The following is a 23,745-nucleotide window of genomic DNA, read 5'->3' on the forward strand; positions in this document are numbered from 1 at the left end:
AAAGGAAAAAAATGAATAAAAAACTTAGAAAAATTTTAATTAATTCTAGTGTAATTAATTTGCCTTTATTAGCCTTAATAGTTACTTCTTGTTCTAACTCAACCGAAAATAATTTTGTAGATAAAAAGATTTCTAAAAATTATGATTTTGGTTTAGCCACTGAGCCAATTAATAATTTAAATTATATTCGCTATAAATCTTTAGATAAAGTTTTACCAGCACTAATTGATCCTTTTGCTAAATCAGGACCTAGCGCTAATTTAAAATCAATAATAAATGTAAATGATTTTAATATGGTTATGATAGATACATCAAATACTAAAGATGAAAAAGGTAATGATTCAAATAATTTTAATGATTTCTTTAAATTAAAAAGCGAATTAGAAACAAATGATGGTTATGGTAGAGTAACTGGTTCGTTTTTAAGACTAGCAGATATTGGTTTTGTTGGGGGACTTGGCAAAAGTTCAATAGGTGATTTAAGAAGAAACGCTTCCATATACGCCTTTAGAAGTCCTAAGAATTCTAATAATTATTTTGCTTTTACAGGTTTTGTTAACAATAAACAAAATCTTTGAAGTAATGGAGATATTATAAGTGCTCAGGACTTAAGGGATTATTTAGAGTATATTTTGGATTTAAATACAGGTTCTCAAAGATTAGATCAAGTTCGTAAATATGGAATTAGAAGCACAGAAAGATTTATAAATGCTCAAAAAGATTATTTACAAAAATTTAATAAAATTTATCAAAACCCTTGAGGTCGTAGAAAATATATATTGAATGAAAGAAATGAGTATATTCAAGATCCAAATCAAGAAGTGTGAACATCACAAACCAAAGATAAACAAGGTAATCCTTTAGACACAAAAGAAGTCGAAGAAATAAAAGCCGCTGCATTAGATTTTGGTTTTTATACAGGACAACTCTTTTTAGACTATTCTAATGAAATAATTAATGCCAATTTAAAATATAATCCTAGTTTTAAATTAGCATTGCGTAATGAAAGTCAAAAGTTTAAAATTTTAGTTAATGAAAATGCAAAAGATGAAAAAGATAAATTTCAAGATATTACTTTAGTTCCAAATGTATTTGTGAATCCGTATCAAGAATTTTCACAAACACAAGATAATATTTTTGCTAAATATAAACAATTAGCAGAATCGGAAAATAGTTTTTCTTTGATTTTTGATGAAAACAAAACACCAAGTATTATATATTTAATTGCAAGTATTTATACTAATTTATACCCAGCAAATAGAAAATACATTGAAACTGTTGCTGGCGGAATTGATAAATTTGGTTCAGAACCAAAGAAATTTTTAACAAGTGGAGCATTTAAAATAAATCAAGATGAAATCATATTAGGTCCACAAGGACAAATCGTTTTAGAAAAAAATAAAGATTATTACGATTCTAAAAATACAATTTCTAATAAGATAAAAATCTACTTCTCAACAGATAGAAATACAAATGCTACATTTTTTGAAGATGGTTATATTTCTCAAACATATATTCCAGCTTCAAAAATAAATAAATATTGATCAAGTGAAGAATACAAAAATTATTTAAATAAAAATCAAGGTTATGGAACAATTGCTTATGGTTTTAATTTAGATAATGAAACAAATGCTAATAGTTATATTCAAGATCAAGATTTAAGAAATGCAATTTACTATTCAATAAATAGAGAAGATGCTATAAAATACGTTGGTTGAGACTTTTCATTCCCCGTAAATACTTGAACTTCTTATGGTCAATATAGAACATTCGATGGTAAAAACATTGAAACTTATTTTGGAGATTTAAGTTCGAATGCAAAAAATAATAAAGAATTTCAATTACAAAATTATGACTTTTTAGTTCATTTATCAAAAGGATATACTTTTGAAAAAACAATAAGAGGTGATTTTGCTTTTGATAAAGAAACAGCTCAATATTATCTAGAGCGTTTTAAAAGTAAACACCCTAATTTAAAACAAGTTCATCTAACATTTTTAAACAATTCTTCAGATGAACAAAAAAAAGCTGGACTATTTTTGAAAGAATCAGTTTTAAAAGTTTTAGGTTCATATGTTAATATTGAATTAAAAAGCTTACCAGAAAATACTTTTGCTTCCTTTATAGAAGAAGGTAAATATGACATAATTTATCAAAATTATGATAAATTAGGTGGTTCAGGTGCTCATGATTATGTTTCGGTATTTTTTGCTAATGATGAAATTGATAGCTTATTACAAAAAAATATAGCATTTAAAGAAAATCCTGTAGGTTCTTACACTTATGGTGAATATATAGCTAATTTATTGTTAGATCAAATTGATAGTAAATCATCAAATCAAGAAAAAATTCAAAATATTTTAAATTCTTATTTACTAAATATAGATAATAAATTGAAATCTATTGATGAATTAAATAGCGAATATACTTTATTAAAAAATAAAGAAAACCTTTCCAATTTAGAAATATCATCATTCGCTTCTAAATCTAGTTTATTATTAAGTGATGCATTTGCTAAAGAATTAAATGAAAATGAAGTAAAAATATATAACGCATTTTTCATAAAAAGTGCATTAGAGTATTTTTTAATTAATAATAACAACATTAAAATCAGTCGTCTCAAAAAGATGTACATTAATTATATAACTAACTTTTTTACCGTTGATCAAATTGCAAATATTACCAAAGATACAAAACAAAGATTAAAATTCAATCAATCAATAACTAAAGAAAATTATGTTTCATTAGATTTTTGAAATAAATTTATTGAATTATCACTGCAACTAAATACAGAAAATAGAAATAATTATTCTGATAGAATTTCTGCTTTCTTTTCCGGAAATTTCACTGAAGCTGAATTTAAAGAAGGTTGAACTCAAGAATTAGTATACTTATTTATTGGAGAATTAGAAAAGATTATAAGAGATGGTGCTTTTGTGGTTCCTTTAATGGAAGTGGATACTAATTGAGAAATAACAAAAGTTGCGGGTGTAGATTCTTTATATACATTCGCTTTACAATATGCCTACGATTTCACTAATCCACCATTAGCTGGATTACCTAGAAAGAGAGTTTAAAATGGAATTAATAAAGAAAAAAATAGATAATAAAAAGTATTATTATGATAATAATTTAGTTTATTTTACTAATAATAGAAATAAAGATTTGTCTTTAAAAGACAAGTTTTTAGCTATTGATTCTCCTTTTCTAAAAACCTTTATAAGATTTTCAAAAATTCTCTTAGAATTCTTTATCATTGGATTAATTGTTATTACAATAACTTTCTTTTTAATTAATGCAGTTCCTGGATCAAATACCTTAACAGCTGGTTTAGATGAATCCGCTAGAAAAGCTGTTGAAATTAAATATGGATTAAATTTACCTATTTTCCAAAGATATCTAAACTATTTAGCCGGTTTATTTAAAGGTGATTTTGGTATTTCTCTATCTTTATTTCCAGGTCAAGAAATAAATTCATTTATTTGAGAGAGATTTTATAAATCATTTTTAATTGGAATTTTTTCCGTTGTTTTAACTGTTTCAATTGGGATTTCTATCGGAATATGAGTTGGTAAAAATCCAGGGGGCGTTCTTGATAATGTATCAACCTTTTTAGTAAGTATCTTTTCATCAGTTCCTTCAATAATTTTTGCCTTAATATTAGTATTTTTAGGAAGATTAATTAGATTACCTTATATTTTCGATCATAAAGATTTATTTACATATATTCTACCCGGATTAGCTCTTTCGTTAGGAAGTATTATTGTTTATATAAAATATATAAGAACAGAATTAAATCGAGAACTTAATTCTGTGCATGCTAAATTTGCTTATCTTAAAGGTTTATCTAAAAGTAGATTTGTTTGAATGCATGCTTTAAAACCTTCTTTATTCCCGATAGCAACATTTTTCCCTGCTGTAATTTTTGGATCATTTATTGGAAGTATATTTATTGAACAAATTTTCTTTATTTCCGGTTCAGGAGCGACATTATTACAAGCTATTCAAACAAAAGATTATAATGTAATTTTATTTTTAATTGTTATTTACTCTTTCTTAACAATTATTTCTTATGCTGCTCGTGACATCTTGTATGAAGTTATTGATCCTAGAATTAGAAGAAAGGGAGCTTAAAATGTCACTTTTTAATAAAATAAAACAAAAAATCTTTCAAAAAAATAATGCTAAAAAAGAACTAGATGAAATAGATAGGGAGACCTTAAAATTAGCTCCTAACCCAATGCTGCAACCATTTCAATATCAAGCATGAAAATTAGTCGGTAAAACTTTTGATTACCACATAGATTCGCAATTAAAACCACAATCTAAAAAATTCAAAGAATTTGTTTATCGTTATTCAAATAATTCTTCTGGAGTTTTAGGCGTATTAATAATTTTTGTACTTATAATATTAGCTTTAATTATTCCTTTTACAACTTTAGACCCTAATTTAAGTGATGTAAATAATCGCTCCTTAACATTTAATCAAACCGATTCAAATGGTATTTATCATTTATTTGGAACTGATAGTTTGGGAAGAGACTTTTGAGCTCGTTTATGACACGGTTTAAGGTATTCATTAGCACTAGCTTTTGTTGTAACATTTATTGAAGTATTTATAGGTTTAACTTTCGGAATAATGATGGGTCAATTTAATAAATTTGATAAATTTCTAACTTTCATTATTAAAATTTTATCCGTTGTTCCTACTATATTAATTTTAATTTTAATTACAATTATAGCTAAACCGACATTTTGAGTAATTGCTTTATCACTTTCTTTAACATCTTGAACAGGTATGGCTAACCAAATTCGAGCACAAGTAAAAAGAGCAAAAAATTTTGAATGAGTATCAGCATCAAAAGTTTTAGGAACACCAATTTATAAAATTTTGTTAAATTATGTACCTGTAATTTTACCAATATTAATTACCCAATTAGTTTTTACAATTCCTGGAGTCGTTTTATCAGAAACTTCTTTATCTTTTATAGGATTAGCAATAGAAGATATTCCTACATTAGGTAATTTGATTTCTGATGGACAAAAGGATTTCCCAACTTATTTAAGATATGTTTTTGTGCCTTCTACATTTTTAGTTTTAATTACAACTAGTGTTCAATTAATTGGATCTAGTGTACAAGATTCTTTAAGAAGACAAAGATAGAGGTTTTATGAAAAAGAATTATAAAAGAACATTAAAATATTTTTGGCTTAGAATAAAAAAACAATATTCAAAAATTAAAAAATATCTTTTTAATTTTTTATCTAATAAAAGAAACAAAAAAAGTTTTGATTTAGAAAAAATTCTATCTAATGCTAAATATAAAACTTTAAAAAGTGGGGAAAAATTAAAAATTGCAGCTCAAATTGATGATATTCATTTATCTTTTTTAAACCCAGCAAGACCTGGAGAAAAAAATAAAGTCTTAAGAGGAACTTCTTTAAAAATTTATGAAGGTAAAGTTCATGCGATAATTGGAGAATCAGGATCAGGTAAATCTGTTATTACTTCTTTACTTTATGGTTTACCAGGGAATAATGCAGTAATTGATTCGGGAGAAATAAAACTTTACAATAATAATGTTGAAAAATTTTCATTAAAAGATTGAGAAAAATCGAATTTTAGAGGAAGAATCGTTTCGGCAGTATTTCAAAATCCTATGTCTACATTAAATCCAACAATGAAAGTAGGAGATCAAATCATTGAAGGAATGCTTTTAAACAAAATTGTTAAAACTAAAAAAGAAGCTTATGATAGAGCTGTTGAGTTTTTAAAGTTAACAAAAATAAATGATCCAGAAGCGGTAATGAAACTTTATCCTCATGAAATGTCTGGAGGGATGGTTCAAAGAGTTGTAATAGCAGCTATTGTTGCTTTGGAACCTAAAATTCTAGTAATGGATGAGCCAACAACAGCTTTAGATCCTACAGTTCAAGCTCTAGTTTTAGACGTTGTTAAAAATTTACAAGAGAAATTAAAATTAGCAATAGTTTTTATTACCCATGATTTAGGAGTTGTAGCTTCTATTGCAGATTATATTTCCATTATGTATGCAGGTCAAATTATAGAAGAAGGAACATCAGAAGAAATTTTACGTTATCCACAACATCCTTATACATGAGGACTTATATTAAGTATGCCAGATTTAAATAAAGGAGAAAGACTTTCTACTATTAGAGGAAGCGTTCCTTCTAATTTAAACAATATTAAAGGTGATGCTTTTGCTGTGAGAAATGATTTTGCTTTAGGAAGAGACTTTGAAATTGAACCAGATTTTTATTATGTTTCAGAAACTCATAGAGTTAAATCAGCTCTTTTAGATAAGCAAGCTCCTAAATACAATCCACCAAAAGTTATTCAAAAATTGTGAAAGGAATATTTAAATGAAAAATAGTCAATCATCTGAAAAAACTTATTTAATCAAAAAAAATCCTTTCTTTAAAAAAAGAATAATTAGAAAAAATGTTAAAGGTCTAGAGGAGATGTTGGAACCTAAACATAATGAAGAGATTTTAGCTAAATTAAGAAATGTTGATATTGTTTATGGTTCAGGTAGCAAGGAATTTAAAGCTGTTTCAGATATTAATTTAAATATTTATAAAGGTGAAGTTTTAGGATTAGTAGGTGAATCAGGTTCAGGGAAAAGTACAATTGGAAAAACACTCGTAGGATTAGTTCCTTATTCTTTTGGTGAAATATCTTTATTAGATAAAGTTTTACCTAAAAAAATGACTAGAGGTTTTAAAATTGGTAAAAAACTAAAAGAATACAAAAAAATTGAAGAGTTTATGGTTCAAAAAGTTCAAATGATTTTTCAAGATCCAGCTAACTCATTAAACCCTCATGCTACAGTAGAAAAAATAGTTTCTGAAGGATTAGTTAACTTTAAAAATTCTAAAGAGATATATCTTTTTAATTTTGATCAGGAAGCCAAAAAAACAATTTATGATTTAATAAAAAAAGACCAAAACTTTAATAGTCAATTTTATATTGAATTTGAAAAGGAATTAGATTTTAATATAGCACAAAACTCTTCTATAAGTTATAACTGTCTTTTTGAAAAACTTTTAACTAAATTAGAAGAAGATAAAAAAAATGATTTAGTTCTAAAACTAAAAGAGCTAAAACTAAAAAGAGATAATCTTAGTTTAATTACAGAATCAGAAGCAAAAAAAGAATTAGTAAAAGAAATTTTAAAATCTGTTGGATTAGATGATTCGGTTTTACCAAGGTATCCTTTAGAGTTTTCAGGTGGACAACAACAAAGAATTGGTATATCTAGAGCAGTAGTTTTAAGACCACAGTTACTAGTTGCTGATGAGCCAATTTCTGCGCTTGATGTTTCAATACAAGCGCAAGTAGTAAATATTTTTAATGATTTAAAAGAAAAATATAATTTAACTATTTTATTTATAGCTCACGACTTGCGTATGGTGGAATATATTTCAGATCGAATCGCGGTAATGAACAAGGGAAGAATTCTAGAAATAGGAAAAACAGAAGAGATAATGAATAAATCATTACACCCTTATACTAAAAGTTTATTAGATGCAGTGCCTTCTATTCATGGCAAAAAAGGAAGTTTAATAGGCTATGTGTATGATGCTAATATGCATAAATATGATAAAAATAATCAACCAGAATGAATAAAAATTAATGATGATCATTATGTTTTAGCTACAAAAGAAGAAATAGAAAAATGAAAGAAAGGAAAATATTAATTAATGAAAAAAAGTAAAAAAGCTTTTTTATTATTAGCAGGATTATCTCCTATATTAACTGTTGTTTCATGTCAAGTCCAAGAAACTATAAATTCTAATAATGGATCGAACAACGCTAATAATAATGATAATAATAAAGCTTCAGAAAGTAATGAAGATATTTTAAAACAATTAATAGATGAATTAAATTTAAAAATTTCTTCAAATAAAAAATTAGAATTTCAGTTATCTTTAATAGAAAATAAAGCAAATAAAGAAAAACTTTTAGAAATTCAAAAATCTTTTAATGATTATCTTTCTAATCTTAAGATAGAAACTATTGAAAAATATGCAAATAAACTAGTTGAAAATAAAGAAGCTTTAATTTCTAAATTAAATCAAAGTGAAACTGAAAATAAAATTAATGAATCTAAAAAAGAAATCATTAATGAATTAAATAAACAGAAAGAAAGTGAATATAATTCTAAAAAAGCAGAATTTTCAGAAAAAATAGAAACTACTAGAATTGAATCTAGAAAAGATAAATTAAAAAAAGAACTAGAGAAAGTTTTAGTATACACAGATACCTTTGCTTTTGAAGAATTTTTAAATAAAGAATTAGAATTAGATGCAACAGAATTTGCTAAAATAGAAAAAGCTAAATTAGATCGTTCTAAAATTTTAGCAAAAGCTTATATAGAAATTTTAGAAGAAAGTAATAGACCATCTTTCGAAACTAAACTAGATGAAGCTAAAACAGAAGAAAATATAAATTCTATTATTTCAGAAATTAAAAATTCATTAAATCAAACTGATACAAATGTCTTATCAAGATTTAAGAATGTTATTTTATCATGAATCGAAAAATTAACGGATAAAAAAGCCGATGATAAAATCACTACTTTCGAATCAAAAGCTAATAAAACAAATGCAACATTCGAAAATCATGTTACTACATTAGGTGAGGTAATTTCTAGATATTCAAAAGAATTAGAAACAATAAGAACAAGAGCTTTAACAAGATCTAAATCACTTTCAAGATATGATTCTGAAAAAGGCGCTCAATTTAGTATTCAAGCAGAAGAATTTACTGATAAAACTAGTCTTGAAGAATTTTCTAATAATATTTTAACTGAAATTAGAAAATATAAACCATATATAGAACTAGAACCTTTATATAATCCAGATAATGATCCGAAATTAGAAAATAAAAAACAATTAACATTTGAATACTTAAAGGATTTTTTCATAACATCTGCATATACCTCAACTAGAGTTAGCTCAACTACAACTTTCGCTGATAAAGAGTATAGATTAGAAACTCAAAGAACATCTAGAAATAACCAATTAATTAAATCAGGAAAACCAGAAATAGTTAGAACATATGATTTAACTGCAGAAGATAAACTTATTAGACAAAAATTATTTGAATTAAAAGAAGCAGTAATTGAAGAATTTTATGGAACTCCACAAACAGTAAATGCTTCAGAACCTTATAAGCAATATTTCTTTAAAAATAGGTTATCAGAAGATACATATAGAACTACAAGAATTAATATTTCTAGATTATTATATACAATTGATAAGGCGATAATTGACGGATATTTTTATGAAGAAGTATACATAGCGTTAAGCGGAACGGATTTAGATGGTAATATTCTTAAAAAAGAAGCCAATAGAGCAGGAAATTTCACAGAAAAAATTCCATTTGATTTTAATGAACTAAAAGAATTTTTAAAAGGGATTAATAATTTACGTTAAAAAAACAAAATCTAGATCTTATCTAGATTTTTTTTAATTAAATTTATAAAATTCAGAACGTATAAAGTTAATAAAGTGTTTTTTTTGGCTATTTATTTAATATTTCTCAAAGTCCTTCAGTTATAAACTTAGTTCTTTCTTCAATTTTGTCATTGTTTCAATTTTCTATTTTTGAATTAGAAAGGTTTTTAAGAACTTCAATGTTTGAATTTTCATATATCCCTTTCTTAATTGTGAAACAATCATCACTAGCTTTAATATTAGTAGATTTTTCTATAGGAATTTTATTACCTATTTGTTCTATAAACTCTTTTTCTGTTTCTTTATCAGTTGAATAAGCAATTCAACTTTTAGGTTTTATATGTTCTGTTTCTCAAATTTTTGGTAACAAATCTTCTTGTTTATATAAATGATAAGTAACTGCTTTTAAAATCATTTTTAAAATATTATTGTGTGGAATTTTAACTTTTTCTTTAAAAATCTCATAGTTAATACTATTAGTTAAAAAAGAATTTATATTTAAATCTCTTTTAAAAATCAAATTATTTAATTGAACAATTCTTGGTTTTATATAGTTAATATTAGGTTGATCTATGTATTCTAATAATATTCAAGCGCTAAACTTTTTTAAAAATATTTCAAATTCTTTTTCTGTTGTATCATCATTTTCTAATAACTTATCGTAATTAGTTAAAAAGAAGTTAACTACAGGATATTTTCAAAATTCATTCGGATAAAAAGTCAGTATATCTAGCGATTTAAGTATATTTTTATTTTTAGTTCATTTAAATTTTTGATTTTTATCTTGTAAATTTTCATGCAATTTAAAAATGATGTGTCATAATTCGTTGATTTTTTCTAAAGATTCAATTATTTTATTATGTAGATTTGCATCTTTTTCTTCTTTAAAATATTTTAAAAAGAAGTTTCTTACACCTGGAGTAGTAGACTTGGTATCATTCTTGGTTGCTCTTATGTAAAACATATAGTAATAAAATAAACTTTGCATTGATTCATTTACATTTTTAGAACTATCTTCTATATTTTTTCAATTTGATATAAATTGATCTTTTTCTTCTTTATTAACTAAACTTTTATATATACTAGATTTAAAAATATCAGAATCAGAAAGTAACATTCCTCTATTATTTAATGTAAAAAAGATAGTTAATGCTGTATCTTGAGAATTAGCAGTTATAGGAAATACAACCACTTCATGAATAATTATATAGAAAAAATTATATATTCCTTCAGCTTCATTTTTCATTTTTTCTTCTATAAGTTTTTCTAATTTTATGTAATTTTTTGAGTAATTATCTTTTGCTTTTTCTTTAGCTTCTCCTGTAATTAAAATATTTTGAAAAATTTCTTCTTCTTTTTTATTTATAACTTCTGATTTAATTGTTAAAGAATTTTTATCAATAGTTCTAGAAATTTTATTATTTATTTTTCAAATACAAATCTCTATATCTTTAGATAATTGTTTAGCTTCTTCAGATTGTTGAGAAGAATTTTCTAAAATTTTATGTATTGCCCTTAATAGTAATAATAAAGATGTTATTCTTTGTTGACCATCTATTATTTCATTTTGTTTTTCAGAATTTATAAAAGAAACTATAGAACCTAAAAAATAGTTTTCTTCTTTATTTAAATCGTTTTTACTTAAATAAAAGTCTCAAATATCATTAAAAAGAGTCTCTACTTGTTCTTCAGTTCAAGAATATGGTCTTTGATACTCAGGAATTAAAAATTCCTTTTCTTGACTTTCGCTTAATAAATTAAAAATTGTTTTTTTATTTTCGTTTATATTATTCATTTTTATCCTCTTTATTTTTAAAGTTTATTTCTATGTTTAATATATCTTTAAGATTTAAATTTTTATTATTTACAAAAAATATAGGTAAGTTAACTTTTTTTATTAATTCTAATAAAAATTCTTTATCATTCATTATTTCATAAGAAGTGAAAAAAAATACTAATTCATTTATTTTAACAGCTTCTAAAATAAATTCTCTATCACTTTTTAATGAATCAGACGCATATTCTAAAGCTCTTCCATCTTGTTTCACAGCTTCCAACACAATTTCTCTATTACTTTTGAATTCATCAGATACATATTTTAAAGCTCTTCCATCTTGTTTCACAGCTTCCAACACAATTTCTCTATCACTTTTTAACGAATCAGATGCATAATGTAAAGCTGTTCCATTTTGTTTGACAGCTTCTAAAACAATTTCTCTATCACTTTTTAATGAATCAGACGCATATTCTAAAGCTCATCCATTTTCTTTTACAGCCTCTAAAATAAATTCTCTATCACTTTTTAATGAATCAGAAGCATATTCTAAAGCCATTCAATTTTGTTTCAGAACTTCCAATACAATTTCTCTATTGTTTTTAAATGTATCAGAAGCATATTTTAAAGCTCATCCATTTTCTTTTACAGCCTCTAAAATAAATTCTCTATCACTTTTTAATGAATCAGAAGCATATTCTAAAGCCATTCAATTTTGTTTCAGAACTTCCAATACAATTTCTCTATTGTTTTTAAATGTATCAGAAGCATATTCTAAAGCCATTCAATTTTGTTTGACAGCTTCCAACACAATTTCTTTATCACTTTTTAATGAATCAGACGCATATTCTAAAGCATTTCCTTTTTCTTTTACAGCCTCTAAAATAAATTCTTTATCACTTTTTAGTGAATCAGACACATATTTTAAAGCTCATCCATCTTGTTTCAAAGCTTCCAACACAATTTCTCTATCACTTTTTAATGAATCAGACGCATATTCTAAAGCTCATCCATCTTGTTTCACAGCTTCCAACACAATTTTTCTATCACTTTTTAACGAATCAGATGCATAATGTAAAGCTGTTCCATTTTGTTTGACAGCTTCCAACACAATTTCTCTATCACTTTTTAATTCATCAGACGCATATTCTAAAGCAGTTCCATCTTGTTTCAAAGCTTCCAACACAATTTCTCTATCACTTTTTAATTCATCAGACGCATATTCTAAAGCTCATCCATTTTCTTTTACAGCCTCTAAAATAAATTCTCTATCACTTTTTAACGAATCAGACACATATCTTAAAGCAATTCCATCTTCTTTTAAAGCTTCCAATACAATTTCTCTATCACTTTTTAACAAATCAGACACATATTTTAAAGCCATTCCATTTTGTTTGATAGCTTCTAAAACAATTTCTCTATCACTTTTTAACGAATCAGACACATATCTTAAAGCCATTCCATTTTGTTTGATAGATTCTAAAACAATTTCTCTATCACTTTTTAATTCATCAGACGCATATTCTAAAGCCGTTTCATTTTCTTTTACAGCCTCTAAAATAAATTCTCTATCACTTCTTAATTCATCAGACACATATTCTAAAGCAGTTCCATCTTGTTTCAAAGCTTCCAACACAATTTCTCTATCACTTTTTAATTCATCAGATGCATATCCTAAAGCTCATCCATTTTTTTTCACAGCCTCTAAAATAAATTCTCTATCACTTTTTAGTAAATCAGACACATATCTTAAAGCCATTCCATTTTGTTTTACAGCCTCTAAAACAATTTCTCTATCACTTCTTAATTCATCAGACGCATATTCTAAAGCAGTTCCATCTTGTTTCACAGCTTCCAACACAATTTCTCTATCACTTTTTAATGAATCAGATGCATAATGTAAAGCTGTTCCATCTTGTTTTAAAGCTTCCAACACAATTTCTCTATCACTTTTTAATTCATCAGACGCATATCCTAAAGCTCATCCATCTTGTTTTAAAGCTTCCAACACAATTTCTCTATCACTTCTTAATTCATCAGACGCATATTTTAAAGCTCATCCATCTTGTTTTAAAGCTTCCAACACAATTTCTTTATCACTTCTTAATTCATCAGACGCATATTCTAAAGCATGTCATTCTTCTTTTACAACCTCTAAAATAAATTCTCTATCACTTTTTAATGAATCAGACGCATATTCTAAAGCATTTCCTTTTTCTTTTACAGCCTCTAAAATAAATTCTCTATCACTTTTTAATGAATCAGAAGCATATTCTAAAGCAGTTCCATCTTGTTTTAAAGCTTCCAACACAATTTCTCTATCGTTTTTTAATGAATCAGGAAGTAAATAAAATATTTCAATATCTTTTTCGATATGAGGAATTGCTAATTCTTTATTTTCTAACAACTCTTTAAAAAAGATCACTTTTGATATATCCTCATCTTTTGAAATTATTTTTTTTATTTTATCTAATTTTCATATTTCGTTATTTAAAAAAGAAAGTATAAAATAGTATTTTTCATAATTCTGAATAATAAAGTTTTTATCATTTATTATTTTTTTTGAAATATATTCTTTCAATAGAAATAAAATAAGTGTTTTTATAATTCCATTATCTTCATTAAACAGAAAAAATTCTTCATTATAATTAATGCTTAATTCATCAAAAAGCGCAATAATAAATTGTTCTTTTTCAAATAAAAGCGGATCAATATTTTTCCAATTATCTACAAATTTATTATTTTTAATTATAAAAATTTTTGAACTAATAAGTTTTACAATGAAATCAATATCATTTGATGTACCGAATGTGTGATAATTAATTTCGTTGTTAAAAATATTGTTTTCCTCACAAAAATTAACTAATTCTTTTTTTACTTTTTTATAAAGTTCTTTGTTTTCCATGTATTTCTCCTTTATTTCATTTTAAACAAAAAAAAAAAAAAAAAGAAGTATTTGGGAAAAATAAAAAGTATTGACCTATTTCTTGATGTCAATACTCCCTGAATGCAAAATCAAGTGCACCACTATAATGTAAAATTAAAAAGTGGTTGCACTTGATTTTTTAAATAAAAAAACTACCTATAAAAATTTAAGACAACATACTTTTTATTGAAAGGATCATATGAATTATAATACAACAAAGCATTATTCGCATTTAAATGCTGAAAAAGATTTTTAATAGAGAAATTGTTTTATAAAAAATATTCAATTAGACAAATTGCTAATTTTCTTAATGTCAATCACTCAACAGTGTCAAGAGAATTAAAAGAAATTCAAATTTTTACGGATTTTATGATCATTTAATAGCAAATGAAAAAGCCAAAATAAGACATAAACATAAAAGATTGTTTTTCTTTTCTCAAATGGATGATTATAAAGAATTTAGCAAACTTATTAAAGATAATTTTAACAAAGCAACATGCGGAATAAAAATGACTTACAATCTAATAAAAGAAGGGGTCAAAAACATTAAAATCCCTTCACTAAGGACTGTTTTTAATTGGATTAATACAGGAAAATGAGTATTAACTAATAAAGATAGATTAAGAAAGCACTATACAAAAGGCGGAAAAAGAAAAATAACGTTATTGAAAGACTTGTGCAGTCAAAGTATGTATTTCCTATTTGAGCTAGACCAAAACATATTGATTTAAGAGAAACATTTGGTCATTGAGAAGGGGATTTAGTTATAGGTAAAAAATCCGCAGGCCATTCTAGTCTTTTAACTTTAGTGGAAAGAAAAAGTAGGTTGGGAATAATTGTAAAAGTTTCAAGTAAAAACCCTTTTACATTAATAAAGTTCTTTATGAAAGAATAAATACACTAGAATTACCTGTTGAAAGTATTACTTTTGATAATGGAATTGAATTTAATGCGGTTGGAATATTAGCAAAAAATTAGGAATTAAAATTTATAAAACTGATAAATACGCTTCTTTTCAAAGAGGAACTAATGAAAATTTTAACGGACTTATAAGAAGAGTTTATAAAAAGGGACTGATTTTAATAAAGTCTCTCGAGAAGAAATATTAAATCTTGAAAAAGAATAAATTTTATGAATAGAGACATACTAGAAGGAAAATGCGCTTTTGACGTATATGAAGAAGAAATAGAAAAATTAAATAAATATTAATTAAAACTATTAAAAATTACAAGATTATTACAAGAAAATAATGAAAGGGTCGAAAAATTTTGCCCCATAATTTTTATTAACTTCATTAATAAAAAACCGCTTTACAAGCGGAATTAAAAGAAGGGGATATCCCCTTCACCCCCTTAATAGTAAATAGGGGGTATAAAATATTGTAAATTGTAGTACAATGTTTTTATAATAAAAACTACTGGTGGACTTCAATTTGCATTTTAGGAAAAAGTATTGACCTATTTCTTGATGTCAATACTTTTTATAAGTAGGTAAATATCATCTAATTAAATTCAAATTTAAACTATTTATTATTTATGTTATCAAAATCAAATCTTAAATTTATTATGTCTTTTAGTTTGTAATTTATGTTTATGTAAAATAGAGATTCTAAAAAATTATTTTTAATAGCTTCTAAAGAAATATCTTTATCGTTTTTTAATTCTTTGGAAGCAAAATTAAAACTTGCTGAATTATTTTTAATAGCATTTAAGACAACTTCTTTATCATTTCTTAGAGTATCGGAAACATATTGTAAAGAATTACCATTAATATTAACTATATTTAAAACGAATTGTCTATCATTTTTTAAGTTATTTGATGCGTATTGAAATGATCTACCATAACTTCTAACAGCTTCTAGTACAATTTCTTTATCATTTTTTAACTCATCAGAAGCGAATTCTAAAGAATAACCTTCATTTTTGATTGCTTCTAGAACAACTTCTCTATCATTTTTTAATTCCTCAGAAGCGAATTCTAAAGAATTACCATTTTCTTTGACAACTTTTAAGATAAAATCTTTGTTACTTTTTAAGTCATCGGAAACATAAAATAACGCTTCTTCATCATCTTTTATAATATCTAATAAAAAGTCTTCATCATTTTCTAAATAATCTAAAGCAAATTCTAATGCAGGAGTATAATTTTCAACCGCTTCTAAAAGAATCTCTTGATCTTGTTGAAATTCATCAGAAATTTCTTCTAAAATAGAACCATCACTTCTAATAGCTTCTAGCACAACTTCTCTATCGCTTTTTAATTCATCAGAAGCAAACTCTAAAGCTTTCCCGTTATTTCTAACGGCTTCCAACACAACTTCTTTATCATTTTTTAGATTATTTGATACATATTCAAATGACTCACCATCACTTCTAACAGCTTCTAGCACAACTTCTCTATCATTTTTTAATTTGTTAGAAGCGAATTTTAAAGAATAACCTTTGTTTCTAACAGCTTCTAAAACTATTGTTTTATCATTTTTCAGTTCATCAGAAGCAAACTCTAAAGCATTTCCATTATTTTTAACAGCTTTAGAAACGATATTTTTTTCTTGTTTAAAATCATTTGTAACATATTGTAAAATTAATCCTTGTTTAGAAACCATTTCTAAAACAAATTCCTTATCTGTTTTTAAGTTTTCAGCAAGATAATGAAAACGTTTTGGATTTTCTTTGATTAATTCAATAATTAATTCCTTATCTTTTTTTTCTAGATTTTTATAATCTGGAATAGTCATTTTAATATCTTTAACTTTTTGAAAATCTGATATTTTATATTTTCCATCACTTAAAAAAGTGAAATATATATAATAACTTTCGTTCATATTTGAAATTGTTTTTATATCATCTAAAATATTTTTAGATATATATTCTTTTAAAAAAATCAATATTAATGTCCCATATTGGTTAGTAGATATTTCATCAAGTAATATTTCAATAAAATATTCATTTTCAAATAAAATAGGACTAATATATTGTCAATTATCCACTAATTCATTTTCTTTAAATAAAAAATCTTTTGAAGTAATAATTTCTATAATAAGATCAATGTCAGAAAGATTATTATCCACTTCTTTAAAAATATCATTTTTATTACAAAATTCAATTAATTCCGTTTTTACTTTTTTATAAAGTTCTTTATTTTCCATTTTTTAACACCTTTCTTTTATTATTTTAGCCAAATAAAAAAAAAAAAAAAAGAAGAATTTATTGAAAAAGATATAAAAATATGGAAAATTATTGAATTTTTATTTAATTTTTTTTAAATAAAAATTGAGCACTATTATTTAGTACCCAATTGTTTAGTATCCCATTTTTTTAATAATTTTTTCATTATTAACTCAATTTTTACTTACCTTAACATTAGTTGTTAAATTTATCTTGGCAGAAAAGTTTTCTTCTAATTCTTTTCTAGAATTAATACCTATTTGTTTAATCATAGAACCATTTTTGCCAATAACTATACCTTTTTGTGAATCTCTAGAAACATAAATTGTTGCATTAATTTGGAAAAAATCTTCAGATTCTTCTATAAAATCATCGATTATAACAGCAATATTATGTGGTATTTCGTCCTTTAATAAATTAATTGCGTTTTTTCTTATGATTTCTTTTGCCATAAATCTCATACTTACATCTGTTATATCTTCAGTTGAGTAAAAAGGTTCAGATTCATAAGCGTATTTTTTTATTTCTAAAATTAAGTCATTTATAGTTTGTTTGTAATTAATTGAAGTTCCTAAAATCAAATTAAAACCATTATTTTTTAATTGAAAAGCTTTATTTTCTAATATTTTTTTGTCCTCAATTTGATCAACTTTTGTTATTAATGCTATTTTATTTTTAAAATTTTTAATTTTATCAATAATCATTAAATCACCTTTTCCAATTTCTTGATCAGCAGGTTGTAAAAATAAAATTAGATCTGCATCTTTTAGAGAATCATAAGAATTATTGTTTAAAGCATCACCGAGTTTTTGTTGACTTTTATGAATACCTGGAGTATCTATAAAAATTATTTGATAATCATTTTCATTATATATTCCATTAATTTTATCTCTTGTTGTTTGTGGTTTTGGACTTACAATTGACAAATTGTAATTTAATATAGAATTTAATAAAGAAGATTTACCTACATTTGGTCTACCTATTATAGCAACAAAACAAGTTTTCATACTAGGCAATAATATCCTCTGGAGCTATTCAATATGGAACCAATTCTTTAACAGTATTAACTCTACATTGACCTTCAATTCCGTATTGAAAAACTTTAGCATCTTGTGGCATTAACTCTGTCATAACTTGTCTACAACCAGCGCAAGGCGCTATAAAATCTTTTTTCTTTGAAATTATATGAATTTCAACAATGCTTTTAGGTTTAAAACCGTATGAAATTGCACCAAATAATGCACTTCTTTCAGCACATAACCCTGATGGATATGCAGCATTTTCTACATTAACTCCATTTCATTCTTTTTCATCTTTATCTTTTAATATCGCAGCTACAGGAAAATTTGAATATGGTGCATATGCATTATCTAATAATTTTTTTAATTTTAAATACATTTTTATCTTGTTATCTCCATTTTTTTCATAATATTATCAACATGATAATTCATTTTATCTTCTTCTTCTTTTGTTAAATGATCAAAACCAAATAAATGAGCAATTCCATGAGCAAATAAATAACAATATTCTCTTTTGATAGAATGTCCATATTCTTTAGCCTGAGATCTTACCTTTTCAAAAGATATAATAATTTCACCTAAAGGCAAATAATCTAAAAAACTTAATTCATCTCAATTAGTTGGAAAAGATAAAATATCTGTTTCTTTATTTTTGTTTCTATATAAATTAGAAATTTTTTTAATTTCTTCATTATTTGTCAAAAGTAAATCAACAGAAATTTTCTTTTTTGAATTAAATTCTTTTTGAGCCAATTCTAAGATTTCTTTAAATTCTTTTAAAAATCTAAATTTATAATTTGTAGCATTAGAAAAATTTAAAATGTTTTTTTCAATTATCATAACAAAATTATAAAATATTTTTATTTTTTATAATTAAAATATATAGTTTAATTTAATTTAATTTATAATTTATCTAAGTTAATAAATATAAAAAAAGAATTAATGTTTAATGTTATTATATTTATTTAGCTTTAAACGTTAAAATCTATTTGTAACAAAAAAGAAGGTGAAAAATGAAAAATATTATAAAAGAACAAATAATTAACGAATATAATAACAATAATTATAATTATGAAGATAAGAAAATAAAATATGATAAATTTAAAAATTTATATAGCAAAGATTCCATTTCATCATTAGAGGGTAAAGAATTGTTATATAGATTTTTTGCACCAAAAAAATTTTTTGAAACTAAAAGGTCATTATATAAAAGTTTAATATATAACTTAGAATTCGTTTATAAAGAATTTGGTAGTTTAAGAGGAGTTTCTTCATATAAATTTGATTTGCATTTTTCAGAAAAAAATAACTCTTGAATAACTAGCTCTAAAGAAAAAGTTAGTGAAGAAAAGGCGATAGAAATAACTACTATAATACGGGATTCATTAGTTAAATGATTTGATTTAATTGAAAATACAAGTTTTAGAACTATAGAAGATTATGAGAATTTTAAAAATTTAAAAAATTATAATTTTTCTTTGTTAGAAAAATGATGAGTATTAAAATATCTTCACATTTTATATCCAGAAAAATTTAGTTGTTTTTATACAAAAAGCAATTTAGATAAAATTTTAGATAAGATGGAGATAAAAAAAGGGGAAAATAATTTTATAAAAAACGGTCAACTTGCATTAATAGCAAATGAACTAGAGATTCATAATGTGTTTTTAAATGACATTTTATTAAAATTAAACTTATTTACTGAAACAAAAAAAAAAAAAAAAAGTAAAACTAAACTTAAAGATGAAATAGAAAATATTAAACAAGACTTTGTAAGTGAAAATGAAAAAGGGGAAAATTTAATTATTTATGGAACACCTGGTTGTGGTAAGTCATATTATGTTGATAATGTTTTAACTAAGAATTATAGCAACAAAATAAGAACTACATTTTATCAGGATTATAGCAATACTGACTTTGTGGGACAAATCTTGCCAATCGTTGAAAAAGAAAGGGTTTCATACGAATTTAATCCAGGTCCATTTACTCTAGCATTAGAAATGGCTATATTAAATCCTAATGAAAGAGTAGCTTTAATTATTGAAGAACTTAATAGAGGAAATGCATCTAGTATATTTGGAGATATATTTCAATTACTAGATAGAGATGATAAAGGTAAAAGTATTTATCCAATTGTAAATACTCATATTATTAAATATTTAAATAAAAATAATAATTATGAACTTAAGGAGATAAGAATCCCGTCAAATTTATCAATTTTTGCTACAATGAATACTTCTGACCAAAACGTTTTTACATTAGACACAGCATTTAAAAGAAGATGAAAATATAAAAAAATAATAAACGAATTTAAACAAGATCATAAATTTAAGGATTTATATGTTCCTGGCGCTGATATTACGTGAAAGGACTTGGTAGTTTTAATTAACAATTATATGGTAGAAAATACTGATAATTTTAATAATGAAGATAAACAAATTGGTATCTATTTTATTAATCCAAAAGGAATGAGATCTAAAATAGAAATAAAATCATCAGATGAAGAAATTGAAGAATTTGCTTATAAATTTTTAGAATATTTATGATCTGATGTGGCAAAATTTCAGAGAGAAAAATGATTTGACCCAACAATAAAAACCTTAGATCATTTGGTGCAAAAATATAAAGAAAAAGGTTTAGAGGTATTTAATAAGAATGTTATCGAAAGAGAGTAAAATAGATAATAAGTTTAAAATTTTTTATCATTCTGTTACAAATAAAATTAACGATTCATTTGTTGGTTTAAAAATAAAAAATAATAAAATTGATTTTTATTATCCAGAAACTTATAATTTTGATGATAAAGCATCAATTGAGGAAAATAGAAAAGACATATTAGAGATTTTAAATACTATTTCAATAGCAAATTCATTATCTAATCCTGAAGCGAAAATAGAATCTTCATATTCAAATGACAATATATTACCTTTACCGTCTATTTTATGAATTATTAAAGACTATCTAGTAAATGGTTTATACATTAATAGAGAAAATGTTTTTGAAAAAAATCAAAAAGGTAAAATTGATTGAAAAAGAACTATTAATAATCAGCCAATGATAAGTAATCGCAATGTTATTTATAAAGATATAGTAGTTTTAAATAAAAATAAATTAGATAATATAATTGTTGACATTCATAAATATTGTGTTAAAAAGAGTATTGATTTATTTGGATGACTTTTTAACATTAACAATTCTTTTTTTATCGAAACAAAGCCTCATACAAGAGAAATTAAAAAACTATATAAAGAGATACTAAAGAAAGAATTACATAAAACATTTAACGATTTTAAAAAAGTTAGACTAACTCATCTATTGAATATTATAGAAGGTTTAGATGGAGAAAAAAATAATGAAGAAATCGTTTATGGAGTTGATAAGTATTCTTTTATTTTTGAAAAAATGATAAATTATATATTTGGGAATAAAAAAGCTAACAATTATAATCCATCAGCAAATTGATTTTTCGAAATAGAAAACTTTACAAAACCTTATAAAAGTAGTGAACTTAGACCGGATACTATTTTAGAATATGAGAATTATACCTATATTATAGATTCAAAGTTTTATAGATTTGGATATACAAATGACAAAAGTGATTTGCCTAAAATATCATCTATACAAAAACAAATTACATACGGTGATTATATTAAAAATAATAAATTGATTAATAGTGATAAGATAAGAAATATTTTTATTTTGCCATATAATAAACAAAAAAATTCTTTGAATTTATCAAATAATTTGGAATATATTGGTTTTGCTAAATCTGATTATAGAGCAAGCAAACATAAACATGAAATTATACATACCTTTTTAATTGATTTAAAATATCTTATTAATATTTGAAATAACAAAAAATATCACGCAAATATAAAAGATTTAATTATTAAAATTTCAAACGTTGAAAACCAAATTAATAAATTATAACTATTGGTCAACTAAAAATAGTTATTTTTAAACTATTAATCTGTGATTTTTATTTAGTTATAATAATAAAATTATAAAATGTTTTTATTTTTTATAATTAAAATATATAATTAAATAAAATGGAATAGTACCCAAGAGGCTGAAGGGGATACGTTGGAAACGTATTAGGAGGGGCAACTCTCGCGCAGGTTCAAATCCTGTCTATTCCGCCATTTGCTCAGGTGGTGAAATGGTATACACGCTAGATTGAGGTTCTAGTGCAAGAGATTGCATACGGGTTCAAGTCCCGTTCTGAGCACCATATCACACAAATGACCTTATTAAACTATTCTTTTGGGATAGTTTTTTTGTCTTTTAAGCGAAAGGACCAATATGAAAAATTTATTATCTTTTTTAAAAACAACATTATTGTTATCTCAACCTATTTCTGTGGTTTATAACACTGAAAATACAGTTGTGAGTTATGATAAAAATAGTCAGAATATTCATAATGAAGAATATTTTGCTACTTTTTTAAATTCTTTTAATCCTCCCGATAGGTACAAAGAATTTAAAGAATTATCTTATTTTTATAAATACTATGAATTTTTTGCTAAAAATATGAGTCGATCAATGTCGATAGATTATGAAATTTTGAAAAGAATTTTAGAAACTAATGATGAAGTTGAAGAATTACCATTTTCCAAATATATAGATAGTTTTCCTAACCTGAAAAATTATGAAAACAATTTTCAAGATTTTGAACTAAGTTGATCAAGTTTTTTCCCTCTTTTTAAAAAAGAAAAATTTAATTATTTAGAATATTTAACTAATTTTTTAAAAACAACAGTTAATGATGAAAACAATTTTCAAAATAAAATTAAAAGGGAAAAAGTGTTTAGCGAGTATATCACCAAACAAACGGAAGACCAATTGTTATTAAGGGTAGTTTTATTAGAATTTGAAGCTCTTAAATATTTAAACGAACATAAAGATGACGAGAAAGTAGTGCAATTAGTATCTAAAATAATAAATATAACAACAGGAACTAATCCTAGCTCACTAACTTTAAATAGTACTTTAAATGAATTTAGACCTATAATTACAGAATTAAGAACACATTTAAATAAAAATATTGTTGAAGACATCTACCAAGAAATCAAATTAAATTTTCCCCCAGAGGAAGTAGAACCTAAAGAAGAAACTACACATGCTGTTCCTGAAGAAAAAAATGATGGTTCAAAAGAAAATCCTGAAACTCCTGAGGAAAAAAATAGAGAGAAAGAAAACACGGAAATTTCAGATCCAAATAGTAATAATAAAGAAAAAGAAGAAATTAAACAAACAAATAAGCCATTTAAAAACATTATGATAGGAATTACTGCCTCTTTAATTTCTATAGTTTCATTAGTAACCATAAGTTTTTTTATTTTGAAAAAAAGAAAAAGAAAATAAAAATAATAAAAG

At 24.3% G+C, this 23,745-nt stretch carries 18 protein-coding genes and 2 tRNA genes; 14 read left to right on the forward strand and 6 right to left on the reverse strand.

Annotation, left to right across the window (positions count from 1 at the left end):
• The first annotated feature begins 11 nt into the window (after positions 1 to 11).
• The 6 genes from NX772_RS01720 to NX772_RS01745 are packed head-to-tail and all read left to right on the forward strand — an operon-like array spanning position 12 to position 9,462.
• Entirely contained in the window at positions 12 to 3,077 is a 3,066-nt protein-coding gene (locus tag NX772_RS01720; RefSeq protein ID WP_027123647.1) for an ABC transporter substrate-binding protein, read from the forward strand.
• Position 3,078: 1 nt separating this feature from the next.
• Positions 3,079 to 4,134: an ABC transporter permease gene (locus tag NX772_RS01725; protein WP_036450426.1), complete on the forward strand. Its 1,056-nt coding sequence runs from the start codon at positions 3,079 to 3,081 to the stop codon at positions 4,132 to 4,134.
• A gap of 1 nt (position 4,135) precedes the next feature.
• Complete coding sequence (locus tag NX772_RS01730) at positions 4,136 to 5,164, forward strand: ABC transporter permease (RefSeq protein WP_027123645.1); 1,029 nt, start codon at positions 4,136 to 4,138, stop codon at positions 5,162 to 5,164.
• A gap of 7 nt (positions 5,165 to 5,171) precedes the next feature.
• Positions 5,172 to 6,395, forward strand: a complete 1,224-nt coding sequence (locus tag NX772_RS01735) for an ABC transporter ATP-binding protein (protein WP_036450423.1) — start codon at positions 5,172 to 5,174, stop codon at positions 6,393 to 6,395.
• On the forward strand, positions 6,385 to 7,722 hold the full coding sequence (locus NX772_RS01740; RefSeq protein WP_027123643.1) for an ABC transporter ATP-binding protein: 1,338 nt from the start codon (positions 6,385 to 6,387) through the stop codon (positions 7,720 to 7,722). Before NX772_RS01735 ends, NX772_RS01740 begins: the two co-directional genes overlap by 11 nt.
• Positions 7,723 to 7,725: 3 nt before the next feature.
• Entirely contained in the window at positions 7,726 to 9,462 is a 1,737-nt protein-coding gene (locus NX772_RS01745; protein ID WP_027123642.1) for a hypothetical protein, read from the forward strand.
• Positions 9,463 to 9,550: 88 nt separating this feature from the next.
• On the opposite strand, the gene NX772_RS01750 is transcribed toward NX772_RS01745, so the two are convergent.
• The gene (locus NX772_RS01750) at positions 9,551 to 11,278 is read right to left on the reverse strand and encodes a DUF262 domain-containing protein (protein WP_051542226.1); all 1,728 of its coding nucleotides are present in this window, start codon (positions 11,276 to 11,278) and stop codon (positions 9,551 to 9,553) included.
• Positions 11,271 to 14,162 (reverse strand): DUF4116 domain-containing protein, encoded by a 2,892-nt coding sequence (locus NX772_RS01755; protein ID WP_259429402.1) that lies wholly within the window; start codon positions 14,160 to 14,162, stop codon positions 11,271 to 11,273. Before NX772_RS01755 ends, NX772_RS01750 begins: the two co-directional genes overlap by 8 nt.
• 285 nt (positions 14,163 to 14,447) lie before the next feature.
• Here NX772_RS01755 and NX772_RS03985 point away from each other — a divergent pair, with 285 nt between their 5' ends.
• From NX772_RS03985 to NX772_RS01765, 3 genes are read left to right on the forward strand one after another with little or no spacing between them, the layout of a single operon-like run.
• Entirely contained in the window at positions 14,448 to 14,564 is a 117-nt protein-coding gene (locus NX772_RS03985) for a helix-turn-helix domain-containing protein (protein WP_416388937.1), read from the forward strand.
• Positions 14,565 to 14,623: 59 nt separating this feature from the next.
• Entirely contained in the window at positions 14,624 to 14,914 is a 291-nt protein-coding gene (locus tag NX772_RS01760) for a hypothetical protein (RefSeq protein ID WP_259429403.1), read from the forward strand.
• Complete coding sequence (locus tag NX772_RS01765; protein ID WP_259429404.1) at positions 14,860 to 15,078, forward strand: hypothetical protein; 219 nt, start codon at positions 14,860 to 14,862, stop codon at positions 15,076 to 15,078. The genes NX772_RS01760 and NX772_RS01765 overlap by 55 nt, the downstream gene beginning before the upstream one ends.
• 627 nt (positions 15,079 to 15,705) lie before the next feature.
• On the opposite strand, the gene NX772_RS01770 is transcribed toward NX772_RS01765, so the two are convergent.
• The 4 genes from NX772_RS01770 to ybeY form a co-directional block, all read right to left on the reverse strand.
• Complete coding sequence (locus tag NX772_RS01770) at positions 15,706 to 17,331, reverse strand: DUF4116 domain-containing protein (protein WP_027123264.1); 1,626 nt, start codon at positions 17,329 to 17,331, stop codon at positions 15,706 to 15,708.
• Positions 17,332 to 17,484: 153 nt separating this feature from the next.
• On the reverse strand, positions 17,485 to 18,357 hold the full coding sequence (gene era, locus NX772_RS01775) for a GTPase Era (protein ID WP_027123265.1): 873 nt from the start codon (positions 18,355 to 18,357) through the stop codon (positions 17,485 to 17,487).
• A gap of 1 nt (position 18,358) precedes the next feature.
• Positions 18,359 to 18,748 (reverse strand): cytidine deaminase, encoded by a 390-nt coding sequence (cdd, locus tag NX772_RS01780; protein ID WP_027123266.1) that lies wholly within the window; start codon positions 18,746 to 18,748, stop codon positions 18,359 to 18,361.
• Between the two features lie 2 nt (positions 18,749 to 18,750).
• Positions 18,751 to 19,209 (reverse strand): rRNA maturation RNase YbeY, encoded by a 459-nt coding sequence (gene ybeY / locus NX772_RS01785; protein ID WP_036450126.1) that lies wholly within the window; start codon positions 19,207 to 19,209, stop codon positions 18,751 to 18,753.
• A gap of 173 nt (positions 19,210 to 19,382) precedes the next feature.
• Between ybeY and NX772_RS01790 the strand changes: the two genes are divergently transcribed.
• The 5 genes from NX772_RS01790 to NX772_RS01810 all read left to right on the forward strand — a co-directional run bounded on the left by NX772_RS01790 (position 19,383) and on the right by NX772_RS01810 (position 23,733).
• Positions 19,383 to 21,044 (forward strand): AAA family ATPase, encoded by a 1,662-nt coding sequence (locus NX772_RS01790; protein WP_259429405.1) that lies wholly within the window; start codon positions 19,383 to 19,385, stop codon positions 21,042 to 21,044.
• Entirely contained in the window at positions 21,025 to 22,299 is a 1,275-nt protein-coding gene (locus NX772_RS01795; RefSeq protein ID WP_027123269.1) for an LlaJI family restriction endonuclease, read from the forward strand. The genes NX772_RS01790 and NX772_RS01795 overlap by 20 nt, the downstream gene beginning before the upstream one ends.
• Positions 22,300 to 22,420: 121 nt before the next feature.
• Positions 22,421 to 22,511, forward strand: a tRNA-Ser gene (locus tag NX772_RS01800).
• Between the two features lie 3 nt (positions 22,512 to 22,514).
• Positions 22,515 to 22,600 (forward strand) — tRNA-Leu (locus tag NX772_RS01805).
• Positions 22,601 to 22,671: 71 nt separating this feature from the next.
• Positions 22,672 to 23,733 carry a hypothetical protein gene (locus NX772_RS01810; RefSeq protein ID WP_027123270.1) on the forward strand — a complete coding sequence of 354 codons (1,062 nt, stop codon included), beginning with the start codon at positions 22,672 to 22,674 and terminating at the stop codon, positions 23,731 to 23,733.
• The last annotated feature ends 12 nt before the right edge of the window (positions 23,734 to 23,745 follow it).

It is taken from the genome of Mesomycoplasma molare (genome assembly GCF_024918955.1).
In the GTDB taxonomy this organism is placed as follows: Bacteria; Bacillota_I; Bacilli_A; order Mycoplasmatales; family Metamycoplasmataceae; genus Mesomycoplasma_A; species Mesomycoplasma_A molare.